This window comes from Enterococcus sp. DIV2453a (genome assembly GCF_050533535.1).
Lineage (GTDB): Bacteria > Bacillota > Bacilli > Lactobacillales > Enterococcaceae > Enterococcus > Enterococcus faecalis.
In genome coordinates, this window is sequence record NZ_CP172899.1 from 2137269 (window position 1) to 2151667 (window position 14399).

Genomic DNA, 14399 nt, shown 5'->3' on the forward strand with positions numbered 1-14399 from the left:
ACCTCCCAAATTGAATTCGCTCTCATTATATCACTAAAAACTAGTCATTTCATCTGAAACTGATGATTTCTCTTTTAAATAGGTTGCCAACAACTGATCTCTTTCTTCGATATAAGTATTCCGGTGGTCCTCTGGATGGACTCGATTAGATAAAAAGATAAACGCTGATTGTTTTTGCACATCAATTAGCAAAAAAGTGCCTGTATAGCCTGTATGGAATAATAATGGCCGTTGCGTAGCTACATCATATTTAAAATCCCAGCCTAGAGAACGTGGTTTATCTGCAGCTGGCACTTGGTTAACTAGTAACAAATCAATTGTCTCTTTTTTCAAGAATTGGTGATTGTGATAACTGCCTCGATTTAAATACATTCGAACAAATTTTGTTAAATCATAGACATTGCTAAACAAGCCAGCATTCCCTGCATGTTCCCGTAAAACAAATGCCTTAGGATCATGGGTTGTACCTCGAATCAACCCTCTTTGTTCATGTAATTCTGTTGGCACACAGTTTAAAAGATTCTTTGGTAGAAACGTACTTTCGTTCATCCCTAAAGGAAGCAATACTCGCTCAGATAAAATTTCTATCATTGATTGCTGGAACATTTCTTCTAACATAAAGCCTAATAAAATAGTCCCTGCATCTGTATAAACAACTTTTTTACCTATCGCTTTGCCTGCGTGAAATGAATGATTGTAGGCGTCTTTTAATTCTTGGGCATTCATCTGATCACGATTAGGAATATAGCCTTGTAAATCTGCCGTATGTGTCAACAAATGCCGGATTGTAATATTAGAATCTTGAAAAGAGGGATAATAAGTTTGTAATGATTGATCTAGAATAATTTTTCCTTCTTCCACTAATTGCAAAATAACGGTGGTGGTGCCGACTACTTTGGTTAAAGAAGCCACATCAAACAGCATGGCCGAGGTTAATTGTTCTTTGGTGGGTTTTATTTGTGCGAGTCCCCAACAATTGCTCTCCTCTTTTTCACCTTCAATGAAACAAAAACTAGCCCCCGAAAAAACACCTTTTTTCATCATTTTTTGAATTTTCCACTTTGTTTTTTCGTACATTTTTTCACCTTCTATTTTTAATATTAAAGGAAAAGTCTAGAATAAGTCCCGAACAAAAGTAGCGTTAAACTTTTATTCCGACTTTATTCCAGACTTGCTAAAACAAGCTTATTTTGTCTGTCTAAGCGTTTATTTTAAGACAAACCACCATTCCAAGCCAATTGGATCAAACACAGTAACAATCGCTTTTTTCTGGTCAATAAAGAACTCTTGATTTTTTGCCGTTAATTGTTGCTCCATTGCTAAAATATGTTCTTGATCAGAGAGCTTAATGGTAAAGAAATCTAAACCTAAGTGTGGATCAGGTAATTGATCCACTTCACTTGTTTCAGGTTTTTGGAATCCAATAGTTGCTTTGCCATCTTCTAAAACAAATTGATCTTTTTCATTGCGTTTTAAACCCAGAACTTCCTCATAGTATGCTTTTATTTCTTTTTGATTGTTTGTTTTTAATTGCACATGCGCTAAATATGACCCAGCGGCTAACCCTTGATGTGGCTCTAAGTCCTCACTGATAAGATCTTTAAGCACAATTGGTTGCTTTTCAGAAGTCGAATTTGCTGTTGCTTCATCGTGAAAAATCTCAAATTGATTGCCTTCAAGATCAGTAATGAACATGCTTTGTCGTGTGCCAATTTGGAAACTTTCATCAATTGGGTAGTCTTGCTCAAGCACTCGTTGAGCAATTTGTAAAAATTCTTTTTCCGTAGGAACTTTAATTGAAAAATAAGCCATTTGCTTTTCTTCATTATGAAAATCTTCGGCTTTTCTAGTTTCTTCTAAAATTAATAATTGCGTTCCTGCTTCACGTGTACCCCAGATAGACAGGTTATTTTCTTCTGACTTTAAAACAAAACCCATTACTTTTTTATAAAAGTCGACCATTTCGCCAACTTTTTTCGCACGAATGGCAATTGTTTTTAATGTCGCAGCTTTTTCTAATTGAAATTCAGTCATTTTTTCTGTTACCTCCATTTTCTTCTCTCCCATTTTATACATCTCTTGCTATTTCATCAAGTAATATCCTGTTTTTCTCAAAAGAAAATAGAAATTTTTCAATTTCGCCAACTTTTTGTCAAAAAAATAAGGCTTCAGGAACCAGTCTTTACGACTATGGTTCCTGAAGCCTCATCATGAATTACTATTTTTTGCTTCGCCTTTTAGGCTACTTCTTCTGAAAACTGACTGTTATATAAATCAGCATAAAAACCGTTTTTCGCCATTAATTCATCGTGGGTTCCTGTTTCCACAATTGAACCTTCTGCCATAACGATAATCGTATCAGCATCACGGATAGTCGACAAGCGATGAGCAACTACAAAGCTGGTCCGATTTTCCAATAAACGATTCATTGCTGCTTGAATCAGTATTTCTGTTCGAGTGTCCACACTTGAGGTGGCTTCATCCAAAATTAAAACGTCTGGATTTGCTAAGAATGCTCGAGCAATTGTAATTAATTGTCGTTGACCTTGAGAAATATTGCTGGCTTCTTCATTTAAAATCGTTTGGTAGCCTTCTGGTAATTTTCTGACAAAATCATCCACATGGGCTGCTTTCGCCGCACGGATCACTTCTTCTTCGCTCGCTTGGTCATTACCATAATGAATATTGTCATAGATACTTCCAGTGAACAACCAAGTATCTTGAAGAACCATTGAGAAGTGTGCTCGCAACTCTTCGCGAGATAAATCGCGCGTATCTACGCCATCATATTTGATGCTGCCGCTACTAATATCATAGAAGCGTTCCAATAAGTTAATTAGGGTTGTTTTTCCAGCACCTGTTGGGCCCACGATTGCGACCATTTCCCCAGGTTTAACATTTAAATTGAAATCTTTCATTAATAATTTCTCTGGTGAATAGCCAAAAGCAACATGTTCAAAAGAAACACGATAAGGACTATCTGTTTCCACTGGTACGCCAGAAGGTTCATCCACCATTTCTTCTTCATCTAATACTTCAAAGACACGTTCTGCCGAAGCCACCGTAGCTTGGATTGTATTCATTAAATTAGCGATTTGAGTAATCGGTTGTGAAAATTGATTGGTATATTGAAGAAATGCTTGGACATCCCCTAAATCCATCATACCATTCGCTACTTTTACGCCACCAAGGACTGCAACAAACACGTAGCCTAGATTTTTGATAAAGTTCATTAAAGGCATAATGATCGCTGAAATAAATTGTGCTTTGCGACCAGCATGATATAATTTTTCATTTTCTTTTTCAAATACTTCTTGATCACTTTCTTCGTGGTTGAAACTTTTTACTACTACGTGACCACCGTAGGTTTCTTCGACTTGGTTATTCAATAATCCTAAGCTTTTTTGTTGAGCCGCAAAATGTTTTTGCGAGCGAGGTGCCACAACCATCACAACAATTAAACTTAATGGCACTGTTGCTAAAGCAATTAGTGTTAACTGCCAGCTAATGGTCAGCATCATCCAAAGTACACCCACAAATGTCACGATACTGGTAATTAATTGGGTTAAGTTTTGTTGTAAAGTACTCGCAATATTATCCATGTCGTTAATTGCCCGTGACATAATGTCCCCATTACTATGAGTATCATAATAGGAAATTGGAACTTTGTTCATTTTCGCTTCTAATTCTTGACGTAATTCATAAACTGTTCGCTGTGAAACACGTGTCATAATTACTTGCTGCAAGAAATTAAAGACAGCAGAAATAAGGTACATGGCAATAACAATTAATAAAATTTGACCGATTTTGTCAAAATCAATTGGAAAAGAAGTTATTTTTAAGCCTTGTTTCATTTCAGCAGCGCCTTTCATGACGCCTTTAAAAATTTCAGTTGTTGCCTGTCCTAATACTTTTGGTGTTTGAATTTGGAAAACGACGGCTGCGATTGCTAATACTAAGACAGCAATAATTGACAGCATTCGTTTAGACATGTACCGAAATAAACGTTTCACTGTTTTCCAGAAATTTTTTGGTTTTGGCCCTTTTGCGCCAATGTTACGTCCTGGTCCCCCGCCCATTGGTCCGCCTTTTGGTCGACTACTCATGCAAGGTCCTCCTCTCTCAATTGAGAATGTACAATTTCTTGATACGTTTGGTTATTCGCTAATAACTCTTCATGCGTTCCTTTACCAACTAATTTCCCTTCGTCTAATACTAAAATTGTCGATGCTTCCATAACCGTACTTACACGTTGGGCTACTAAAACGACAATTGCATCCGTCATCTGCTCTTTTAAGGCTTTTCTTAAATTAGCATCTGTTTTGAAATCCAATGCAGAAAAGGAATCATCAAAAACATAGACATCTGCTGGTTTTACTAAAGCACGAGCAATAGCCAACCGCTGGCGTTGTCCGCCAGAAAAATTACCGCCGCCTTGTTCGACATGACTATCCAAACCTTCTGCCAATTCTGAAACAAACGCCTTCGCCTGCGCGATTTCTAAGGCTTGCCAAATTTCTTCATCGGTCGCATTTGGGGCGCCGTATTGCATATTTTCACGAATCGTTCCTGTAAATAAAACAGCCTTTTGCGGTACAAAGCCAATCATTTCTCGTAAATTATGCTGTGACGTTTCTTTAATGTTTTTACCATTTAGCAAAATTTTGCCAGATTCAACATCATAAAAACGTGGTAAAAGATTAACCAGCGTTGTTTTCCCAGAACCTGTCCCACCAATAATTGCGACCGTCTCCCCAGATTTTGCTGAAAAATCTATATCTTCCAGTGCTAAGTTTTCAGCATGCTGGTAACGATAATTAACATGTTCAAACGCCAATGTTGCTTTGTCGCCTTTTAGAGAGAGTAGTTCTGGATTGGGTACATCTTTGATTTCTGAATCAGTATTTAGCACCTCATTAATCCGATCAGCAGAAGCTTGCGCCCGCGGTACCATGACAAAAATCATGGATAGCATCATGAAACTCATCAGAATTTGCATGGCATAAGTCATAAAGGCGATTAAGTTCCCTACTTCTAGTTGCATTTCCGCAATATAATGACCGCCAAACCAGGTGATTGCAATATTGGTACCACTCATAATGAGTGTCATTAAAGGAATCATCAAAGCGACAATCGTATTCACTTTAATCGCCGTTTGTGTATAATCCTTATTGGCTTCATCAAAACGTTGTTCTTCATAGTTTGCTTTGCCAAAGGCCCGAATCACACGAACCCCTGTCAGTCCTTCACGAAAAACTAAATTTAAACGGTCTGTTTTCTTTTGCATGCTTTTAAATAACGGAACCGCTAAAAACATGATACCACCCACTAAAACAGCCATAATTGGTAAAACATATAGAAAAATTTTCGTTAATTGTGGGTCCTTGTTATACGCCATAAAACTTGCACCAATTAACGTTAAAGGTGCGTTAATCATTAAACGTAAAAACATTTGCATAACCATTTGAATCTGATTGACATCATTGGTTGTTCGTGTAATTAGCGAAGCTGTCCCAAATTTGTCAAATTCATTATTAGAAAAATTTTCAACTTTTCGATAAATATCAGTCCGTAATTTTTTACCTAAACTTTGTGATTCTTTGGTGGCAAAAAAGGTATTTCCAATAGAAGCGACAATGCTAATCAAAGAAAAGCCTAACATGACAACTCCTGTACTCCAAATATAGTTAATATCTCCTTTAGCGACACCGTCATTAATGATATTAGATGTTAATGTGGGCAGATATAAATCTGCGATAATTTGCACGATCATAAATAAAACCGCTGCAAAGACCGACCATAACGACATCCGTTTGACTAGTTTAATCAACTAACTTCTCCTCCTTTTTGCTACTTATAAGCGCCATTTTTCAACCAATTTAATTTCATTTTTAATTGTTTGACTGCTTCAGTTGAATCATAGGCAGTATTTTCTCTTTGTTGACGATACCCATCAACAATTGTTGAGAAAACGGCATGCATCGCCGTCTGCATGAACCATGTGAATTCTTTTGGCGTTTCAATGGTTAATTTCGAACGATCAATTATTTGATAAAGATGTTCTGCATAGGCAGCATGGCCTTTTCTTCCTCTATGCTTATGACAGTGCTGTTTCCTATTTTTTTCCTCTTCTCCAGTCGCTAAATTATCCGTCACCCGACGTGAAGCACGATAATCCATGTTGACAAATAAATTCCGATAGAAAGAAGCATTCTCTCCCGTTAGCACTTCGACAATCATTTTGGAGAAATAGACATCCATGGCTTCGATTAAATCACCATTTTCTGCAATAATTTGTTTCTCTAAATCTCGTTCACTATTTTTTCTTAATGTCGCAAAGTAATAAAAATACAAATCTTCTTTGTTCTCAAAATATTGATAAAAGCTACCGCGAGGAATTTCCGCTAATTTAACAATATTTGCAATTGACGCTTCTTGTAAAGAATGGCGTGAAAATTCAATTTGCGCAGCATCTAATAAGCGTTGTTGCTTTTCTTCTGGCAAATGAAAAAACGTATTCGTAGGCATATTTGTGTTCCTCCCTTTTATGACACATTGTCATATGACACCATGTCATTATAGCACTCTCTATTCAGAATGCAAGTTTTTTACAAAAAAAATCAAGCACCTAGCAAGACAAAATTGATGTTAGATTCTGTCTCACCAGTTGCTTGATTAATAATAGTGTTTGATGCATTCTTGTAACAAGCCAGCGACCTCTTTTATAGGTCCATTGGCATCTATTCGTTGATAATTAGGATATTGTTCCAATTGGTTTTTGATAAGAATTTCTTGATCATAAAGGTTTAAACGTTCTTCAATAATTTTAGGATCAGATTCTCGTTGCTTTAAACGTTGATAAATATTTTCTTTTGAAACGTCAAAAAAAACTGGAATGACGGACTCGCCAAAACGCTCAAAGACCGCTTGAAAGCCTGGAAAAGTTAACGCATTATAGGCTGGATGCTCTTTCGTTGTTTCAACGATGGCAGCTACACCGACACCGTAATAGTTTCCATGGTAAAAATCATACTCCACTAACTGATTGGTTTCAATCAAGGTTTGAAAACTTGCTTTTGTTTCAAAATAGTAATCCACACCATCCACTTCATCCAACCGTTTTTTCCTCGTAGTATGCGAGATAACTTTATAGTTTTTCGGAAAAACCTTACTTGTAATTGCGGTCTTGCCAGAACCACTAGGACCCATAATAACAAAAAATGGATGTTGTAATTGCTTAATCATTAGAAACGCTCCTCTCAGTTGTTTCTATTATAACGTATTGTGCACTATTTTGAAAAATTGACAAAAAAGAGCTTGGGCCAAAAATCACTTTGGATTTTTGGCCCAAGCTTAAAAATTAATAAACGGCGGGAACAGAAGCAACAACCTGCTACGCTTATCTTGTTTTGTTTAATTACAATAACTAGTCTAAGTTTTGTCCATTAGTTTCGATAACTTGTTTGTACCAATTAAACGATTTTTTTTCATAACGGTTTTTAGTACCATTTCCTTCATCGTCTAAATCAACGTAAATAAACCCATACCGTTTACTCATTTCACCTGTGGAAGCACTGACTAAATCGATACAGCCCCACGGCGTATAGCCCATTAAATCGACGCCGTCTGCAACTGCTTCTGCCATTGCTTCAATATGACGACGTAAATAATCAATCCGATAGTCGTCTGCCACATAGAAATTTTCGTCTACTTTATCAATTGCACCTAAGCCGTTTTCCACAATAAATAAAGGTTTTTGATAACGATTATATAATTCATTTAGGGCAATTCGTAAGCCTTCGGGATCAATTTGCCAACCCCATTCACTTGCTTCTAAGAAGGGATTTTTAACGCCGCCTAAAAGATTCCCATTTGCTGTATCGTTGGTAGTGCCAGTAACATCGACAGCAGTCGACATATAATAACTAAAGCCAATGTAATCCACTGGGTATTCTTTTAATAATTCTAAATCTCCTTCTTCAATAATTAAGTCTTTCACAGCATATTTTTGATACATGCGTTCTGCGTATGCTGGATATTCACCACGAACTTGAACATCTGTACAATAATAATTAAACTCTTGGTTTTCAATCATTGTAGCAACTTGATTGACTGGATTCGAATCAATGCCATACGTTGTTGCATAAATAATCATACATCCAATTTTTAATTCTGGATTTAATTCATGGCCAATTTTTACAGCTTTACTACTTGCAACAAATTGATTATGCCAGGCTTGGAAAATGTTTTGATAATCATTGGCTCCATTGCTTTTCACCAATCCTTGACTAAGTGCTGGGAAATGAAAAGCTGAATTAATTTCATTGAATGTCATCCAATAGTTAACTTTTTGGTGGTAACGTGTTAAAACAGTTTCCGCAAAACGTTCATAAAAGTCAACTAATTGACGATTTTTCCACCCGCCGTATTCTTTCGCTAAATGCAGTGGCATTTCATAATGAGAAATCGTAATTACTGGTTCAATGTTATAGCTTAAACATTCATCGATAACCGCATCATAAAATTTCAAGCCGGCTTCATTCGGTTGTGTTTCATCTCCTTGTGGAAAAATACGCGACCACGCAATTGAAAAGCGATAACATTTAAAGCCCATTTTAGCAAACAACGCAATGTCCTCTTTAAAGCGATCATAGTGATCAATTCCTGTATGATTAGGGTAGCGATATTTCGTTTCGTCAATCGTCCAATCAAACGCTTCATCTCCTAAAATAGCGAAACGTTGTTTTCCTCCAGGCATCGCATCTGCCACAGATAACCCTTTACCATCGGCTAAGTAAGCCCCTTCTAATTGATTGGCTGCGGTCGCACCGCCCCATAAAAATCCTTTTGGAAATTTTGTCGTTGTTGTCATACTTGTTCCTCCTCCAATTGTCTTTTATTTAATAATGGCTAAAAAGTCTTCACCATGTAACACGTCTGTTTGGTTCATATCCAAAACATCTAAATAATCATTCGTATTCGTTACCACAATCGGTGTAACTACTGGATAACCAGCTTCTTTAATGGCAGCAATATCAAAAGTAACCAGCAAATCTCCTTTTTTAACAGAATCACCTTGTTTCACTGATAATTCAAAGCCTTTACCATCTAATTCGACCGTATCCATGCCAATATGCATTAATAATTCAACGCCCTCTGTTGTCGTCAAGCCAACAGCATGTCCTGTCGGAAATAATGTGGTGATTTCACCATCTGCGGGTGCATATAGTTTGCCTTCAGTCGGCTCAATTGCAACACCTTTTCCTAAAGCACCTGACGCAAAAACAGGGTCTTGTACTTTTTCTAGCGGTAAAATTTCACCTTGAAGTGGACTTACTAAAATAATTTTGTCTTCTTGATTCGTTTTTACAGGTGCCACCATCTTATCAGTTTCTGTTTTTTCAGTTGCTATTTCTGGATTAGGTTGATCTTCAAAACGTAAGACAAACGTTAAGACAAACGCAATGATAAAGGCAATTCCGGCACCAATTGCACCAGTAATCATCGGTGCAGTATCTTTTGTCTCTGCAGGAATAAAGCCAGGCAAGCTCAACATACTAACCAAGCCAAACGTAAAGTTTTTCACGTGATTCATAGCCACAAATGCTCCACCGATACCGCCACCAATACAAGCTGCAATAAATGGTTTTTTCAATGGTAAAGTCACGCCATATACAGTTGGTTCAGTAATTCCAAAAATAGTCGTAATACTTGAAGACAAAGCCAAACCTTTTAATTTCACATTTTTTGTTAGGAAAAAGACAGCTAAAGCAGCCCCGCCTTGTGCAATAACGGCTGGTAATAACATTGGTACCATCGTATCGCCACCTTGTGTTAAGTTTAACATCATAATTGGTACAAAGCCCCAATGCATACCAAACATTACCAAGACTTGCCACAACGAACCCATTAATAACCCTGCGATAATTGGACTAAAAGCGTAAATTGCGTTGTATCCTTGTCCCAACCAATCGCCGATGACCGTCCCGATAGGACCAATAGCTAAGAAGGTAACAGGTGCCATAATAAGGAAAACAGCTAACGGAACGCAGATAATTTGTAGAAAACTCGGAATTACTTTTTTGAAGAAACGTTCTACATAACTTTGTGCAAAAACAGCCAAAATAATTGGTAAAACCGAAGAAGTATAGCCACTTGGCCCAATAATCACTGGAAGACCAACAAAGCTAATTGTTTTGCCTGCTAAAGCAGTAATGCTGGGATGAACTAAGGCCATCGCCAAAGCAACCGCTAAAAAGGGATTAGTATTGAATTTTTTAGCAGCCGTAAACGCTAACATAATTGGTAAGAAAGTAAATAAGCCATCTGCAATCGAAAAGAGAACAAGATATACGCCTGAAGTGTCAGCTAACCAGCCCATAGTTACAGCTAATGTTAAGAAGCCTTTTAGAACCCCAGCGCCGGCCATTGCACCTAAAAACGGTGTAAAAATAGAAGAAATAATATCAATTAAACGGTTAAAAATATTTCCGCCACTTTCTTTTTCTCTATTATCAGAATCATTACCTAGTCCACTGTTGGCCATCAAATCCTTATAGACATCACTAACGTGACTGCCAATAACCACTTGATATTGTCCTGCACTTTGAACTACCTGAATAACATCTGGGTCAGCATTCAATGCAGCTGTATCTGCTTTATTTTCATCTTTTAATTTAAAACGTAAGCGCGTAGCACAGTGAACAACACTATTAACGTTGCCTTCGCCCCCAACAGCTTTTAACACACGTGCTGCAATTTCTTGATTTTTACTCATCTCTAGATCCTCATTTCCATTAATTTTTAATATCAAAAAAACCTACATTGAAAAAGAGCCAGATCCTTCTCTTCACAGCTGCGCAGTCTGCGAAAATCATTATCGGTTTTTCAATCTAGGTTTTGCCTGCATTATCAGTAACAATCCGCGATTATTGGTTGTTATGCTTTTTTATCATTGACCACTCTTTGGATATGAATGGTTAAATAAATCATTTCCGCTTGATCAATTGGTCGATCATAGCTTTTTAATAAATACTCATTAATACGTTGGACCGCTTGAAACGCCTTAGGATACTTTCCTTGGACCAATGCAAAAAGAAATTCGTCCTCCTCATCATGCGCTTCTTGTTTTAAATAACGTTGCGCAAAATATTGAAGATGTGTAACAATTCGTTGATAGTTCAATGAATCTTCATCAAACACCTGTCCAAAGTAGCGACTAATAATCGTTAAAATATCACGAACCATCTTGGTTGCTTCCATGGTAACTTCCATATTGCCATTTCCTTGTTCAGCATTCACAATATGAAAAGCAATGAAGCCCGCTTCATTTTCTGAAAATTGAACCCCTAGCTTTTCAGCAATAATCGCTAATGCTTGCTTTGCGATTTCAAATTCTTTAGGATAAAATTTACGTGTTTCGAATACAAGAGGATTCGGAATATCAATTCCTTCTTTGGCTCGAAGTAACGCATAGTGAATATGATCCGTTAAAGTTAAATAAATATTTGATGAAAGCTCAATCGCTAGCGTTGTTTCTGCTAAATCAACGATTTGTTTGACGACTTCTACTTCTTTGGTGGGGACGTCTTCAAACAGCTGCTGGAATTGTCCTGCCATAGCGGAGTCCTTTAACACGAATTCCTTTTCAACATAATCTGGATTGATCGTGTCTCCAATCTTCTTTTGAAAGGCTAAGCCGCGTCCCATATAAACAATTTCTTCGCCTTGCTCATTTCTTGAAAGCACGACATTATTATTTAAAACTTTTTCAATCCTCATGATGAATGCAACCTCACTTTTTTATAAAAAAAGCCCAGAATCCCTCCACTGATTGTGTTAATGGAAGACTCTGGTTTTGCCTGCAAAGCAGTAACAATCCTTATTTACAAAGTAATAATAGCATGCTTTTTTTTAATATGCAAGCCTTTCCAAAAAAATATTTTTATTTATTTTTTACTCTGTTGATCCATTTAAAAAAAAAGTTTACTAAAAGTAAAAAAAAGACTTGCTTTCTCTTACTTTTTATTAGTAAAATAGAGATGTTGAATTTTTAAACTATTTATTTTAAGGAGATTACACAATGTCAAAATTATTAGTTGTTAAAGCACATCCATTAACAAAAGAAGAATCACGCTCAGTTCGTGCGTTAGAAACATTTTTAGCTTCATACCGTGAAACAAATCCATCAGACGAAATCGAAATTTTAGATGTTTATGCACCAGAAACAAACATGCCGGAAATCGATGAAGAATTATTATCTGCTTGGGGTGCACTTCGCGCTGGCGCAGCGTTTGAAACATTAAGCGAAAACCAACAACAAAAAGTGGCTCGTTTTAATGAATTAACTGATCAATTTTTATCTGCAGACAAAGTAGTAATTGCTAATCCAATGTGGAACTTAAACGTACCGACACGCTTAAAAGCTTGGGTAGATACAATCAACGTTGCTGGAAAAACATTCCAATATACTGCAGAAGGACCAAAACCTCTAACAAGTGGTAAAAAAGCCTTACACATCCAATCAAATGGCGGCTTCTACGAAGGAAAAGATTTTGCTTCTCAATACATTAAAGCGATTCTAAACTTTATTGGTGTTGATCAAGTCGACGGATTATTCATCGAAGGAATCGATCATTTCCCTGATCGTGCGGAAGAACTTTTAAATACTGCCATGACCAAAGCAACTGAATACGGTAAAACATTCTAAATTTTCCGAGTGATTTACAGCAAAAAGAGACAAGCAGTTCATTCACTGCTTGTCTCTTTTGTTACGTAGATTCTTGTTGATCTGGCTTATCTTCATCATACAAACCGGAAACAATTTGGTACCACTCAAAAATGTGTGTAATTATCACCTTAGCTGCGGCATAAACAGGAATTCCTAAAATCACCCCGACAATCCCAAATAGTTTACCAGACGTTAATAAAACAACCAAAATGGTGACTGGATGAATGGATAACTGACTGCCTAGGACAAGTGGTGAAATAAACCGACCTTCGACCGTTTGCTCAATGGCAAAAACAATCAAGACTTTAATTAACAAGGCTGGCCCACTGACAATTCCTAAAAAGACTGCTGGAATCATTGCTAAAAATGACCCTAAATAAGGGATTAAATTTAAAAAGCCTGCTGCAATACCTAAAGTGACTGCATAATCTAAGCCAATGACAGAAAAACCAATCATAAACATAATTGCCACTGCGAAAGCGACAGTTAACTGTCCTCTAATATAAGAAGAGACTTGATCATTGACTTCTGCAAGAACTTTTAAGGTTGGTTTACGCATCTTCACTGGTAAAAACTTCATTAAATATGGCGCTAAGTTTTTGCCATCTTTCAGTAAATAAAATAGAATAAACGGCATCGTAATGATGGCGACAAAGATCGTAGCCACCGCCCCAAAGAAATTACCAATTCCTTGTACTGTGAACGTTGAGACGTTTTTAATGATGGTACCTAACGAACTGACAACTTTATCGCCTGCCGCTTCAAGTTGTTCTCTAAATTGCGCGAAAAGTGGATCACTTAATATTTCCTGCGATTTTTGATCAATTGTATCAATATATTGAGGAAAATGATTCACAAAGCTGACAGATTGCTCACGAATTTTAGGAACGATTACAATACCACCCCAAATGAGTAGTGCCACAATTAAAATAAATAGGCCGATAATACTCCAGACACGTGAGATTTGTTTTTTCTCTAAATAATCGACAATTGGATTTAATAAATAATATAAAATCCCCGCCATAATTACTGGTAAGCCGACAACGCCGAAAAACTGCCAGACGGGCTTAAATAAATAAGAAACTTTCGTAAAAGTTAGAATAATTAACAGCACCAATAAGACAATCAGTAAGGCTGTTACTACTTGATTATTTAAAAACCAACGCCAAAACCAAGACAGGCGTTTATCAGTCGTTTGTTTTTTATCCATTGATTCACGCTCCATTTACTAAATAATCAATTGTTGTTCCAATAGTTATCTTTGGTAACTGATGGGGCGTTAAATAAACACCATTTCGGATAACATCATCCTCATCGGTTGGTGCATCAGCAAAGATTAAAGTGCTGTGAGCGATACTCTGCAAGTTACTATTGGCAAAAGAACCCACTTTTGTGATTGTATAGTTTGTATCGCCAATTTTCAGATGATCTCCTTCTGCCAAGGTAACTTGGTCTTTTTCTGGGAATGATTGAATAACTGCATGTTGCTTCAAGGTATCGGTAGCAGTTTCTCCAAAAAGAATAATCATTTTTTCTGAATCATCGATTGCATGTTTGCCTATTTCTGTTACGGTTGCTTGCATCTTCCATCCCACTCCTTCATTATCTTACTTCTATTATTATAGCATAGAATAAAATAGATATTCAGGAAAAAGAAAAGGCGGTGAAC

12 protein-coding genes are annotated in these 14399 nt (G+C 36.9%); 1 reads left to right on the forward strand and 11 read right to left on the reverse strand.

The genetic code is table 11. The features are described 5' to 3' along the window. Positions 1-33 precede the first annotated feature (33 nt). The 9 genes from IGK03_RS10355 to licT all read right to left on the reverse strand — a co-directional run bounded on the left by IGK03_RS10355 (position 34) and on the right by licT (position 11781). A complete protein-coding gene (locus IGK03_RS10355; protein WP_010776036.1) occupies positions 34-1077 on the reverse strand; it encodes a serine hydrolase domain-containing protein in 1044 nt (347 codons plus the stop codon). A 129-nt stretch (positions 1078-1206) separates the two neighbouring features. Continuing rightward, the gene (locus IGK03_RS10360) at positions 1207-2076 is read right to left on the reverse strand and encodes a VOC family protein (protein ID WP_002359617.1); all 870 of its coding nucleotides are present in this window, start codon (positions 2074-2076) and stop codon (positions 1207-1209) included. 161 nt (positions 2077-2237) lie between these two features. Further along, entirely contained in the window at positions 2238-4106 is a 1869-nt protein-coding gene (locus IGK03_RS10365) for an ABC transporter ATP-binding protein (protein WP_002356577.1), read from the reverse strand. Beyond that, positions 4103-5830 carry an ABC transporter ATP-binding protein gene (locus tag IGK03_RS10370; protein ID WP_002374237.1) on the reverse strand — a complete coding sequence of 576 codons (1728 nt, stop codon included), beginning with the start codon at positions 5828-5830 and terminating at the stop codon, positions 4103-4105. Before IGK03_RS10370 ends, IGK03_RS10365 begins: the two co-directional genes overlap by 4 nt. Before the next feature lie 20 nt (positions 5831-5850). Then, positions 5851-6528: a TetR/AcrR family transcriptional regulator gene (locus IGK03_RS10375; RefSeq protein ID WP_002367146.1), complete on the reverse strand. Its 678-nt coding sequence runs from the start codon at positions 6526-6528 to the stop codon at positions 5851-5853. A gap of 147 nt (positions 6529-6675) precedes the next feature. After that, positions 6676-7245 carry a guanylate kinase gene (locus tag IGK03_RS10380; protein WP_002367148.1) on the reverse strand — a complete coding sequence of 190 codons (570 nt, stop codon included), beginning with the start codon at positions 7243-7245 and terminating at the stop codon, positions 6676-6678. A gap of 181 nt (positions 7246-7426) precedes the next feature. Continuing rightward, the gene (locus IGK03_RS10385) at positions 7427-8872 is read right to left on the reverse strand and encodes a glycoside hydrolase family 1 protein (protein WP_016618409.1); all 1446 of its coding nucleotides are present in this window, start codon (positions 8870-8872) and stop codon (positions 7427-7429) included. Positions 8873-8896: 24 nt separating this feature from the next. After that, the gene (locus tag IGK03_RS10390; protein ID WP_202334889.1) at positions 8897-10777 is read right to left on the reverse strand and encodes a beta-glucoside-specific PTS transporter subunit IIABC; all 1881 of its coding nucleotides are present in this window, start codon (positions 10775-10777) and stop codon (positions 8897-8899) included. 161 nt (positions 10778-10938) lie between these two features. Beyond that, a complete protein-coding gene (gene licT / locus IGK03_RS10395; RefSeq protein WP_002359608.1) occupies positions 10939-11781 on the reverse strand; it encodes a BglG family transcription antiterminator LicT in 843 nt (280 codons plus the stop codon). A gap of 301 nt (positions 11782-12082) precedes the next feature. Between licT and IGK03_RS10400 the strand changes: the two genes are divergently transcribed. Further along, positions 12083-12709 carry an FMN-dependent NADH-azoreductase gene (locus IGK03_RS10400; protein ID WP_002367152.1) on the forward strand — a complete coding sequence of 209 codons (627 nt, stop codon included), beginning with the start codon at positions 12083-12085 and terminating at the stop codon, positions 12707-12709. A 61-nt stretch (positions 12710-12770) separates the two neighbouring features. Here IGK03_RS10400 and IGK03_RS10405 read toward each other — a convergent pair whose 3' ends face one another. Both IGK03_RS10405 and IGK03_RS10410 read right to left on the reverse strand, forming a co-directional pair. Further along, positions 12771-13940 (reverse strand): AI-2E family transporter, encoded by a 1170-nt coding sequence (locus IGK03_RS10405; protein ID WP_002381494.1) that lies wholly within the window; start codon positions 13938-13940, stop codon positions 12771-12773. A gap of 4 nt (positions 13941-13944) precedes the next feature. After that, entirely contained in the window at positions 13945-14313 is a 369-nt protein-coding gene (locus IGK03_RS10410) for a PTS glucitol/sorbitol transporter subunit IIA (protein ID WP_002356567.1), read from the reverse strand. Between the last annotated feature and the right edge of the window lie 86 nt (positions 14314-14399).

Coding starts and splice junctions, on each gene's coding strand:
- IGK03_RS10405 (WP_002381494.1), bottom strand. CDS start 13,940: ATGGATAAAAAACAAACGACTGATAAACGCCTGTCTTGGTTTTGGCGT.
- licT (WP_002359608.1), bottom strand. CDS start 11,781: ATGAGGATTGAAAAAGTTTTAAATAATAATGTCGTGCTTTCAAGAAAT.
- IGK03_RS10375 (WP_002367146.1), bottom strand. CDS start 6,528: ATGCCTACGAATACGTTTTTTCATTTGCCAGAAGAAAAGCAACAACGC.
- IGK03_RS10360 (WP_002359617.1), bottom strand. CDS start 2,076: ATGTATAAAATGGGAGAGAAGAAAATGGAGGTAACAGAAAAAATGACT.
- IGK03_RS10400 (WP_002367152.1), top strand. CDS start 12,083: ATGTCAAAATTATTAGTTGTTAAAGCACATCCATTAACAAAAGAAGAA.
- IGK03_RS10385 (WP_016618409.1), bottom strand. CDS start 8,872: ATGACAACAACGACAAAATTTCCAAAAGGATTTTTATGGGGCGGTGCG.
- IGK03_RS10355 (WP_010776036.1), bottom strand. CDS start 1,077: ATGTACGAAAAAACAAAGTGGAAAATTCAAAAAATGATGAAAAAAGGT.
- IGK03_RS10365 (WP_002356577.1), bottom strand. CDS start 4,106: ATGAGTAGTCGACCAAAAGGCGGACCAATGGGCGGGGGACCAGGACGT.
- IGK03_RS10410 (WP_002356567.1), bottom strand. CDS start 14,313: ATGCAAGCAACCGTAACAGAAATAGGCAAACATGCAATCGATGATTCA.
- IGK03_RS10390 (WP_202334889.1), bottom strand. CDS start 10,777: ATGAGTAAAAATCAAGAAATTGCAGCACGTGTGTTAAAAGCTGTTGGG.
- IGK03_RS10380 (WP_002367148.1), bottom strand. CDS start 7,245: ATGATTAAGCAATTACAACATCCATTTTTTGTTATTATGGGTCCTAGT.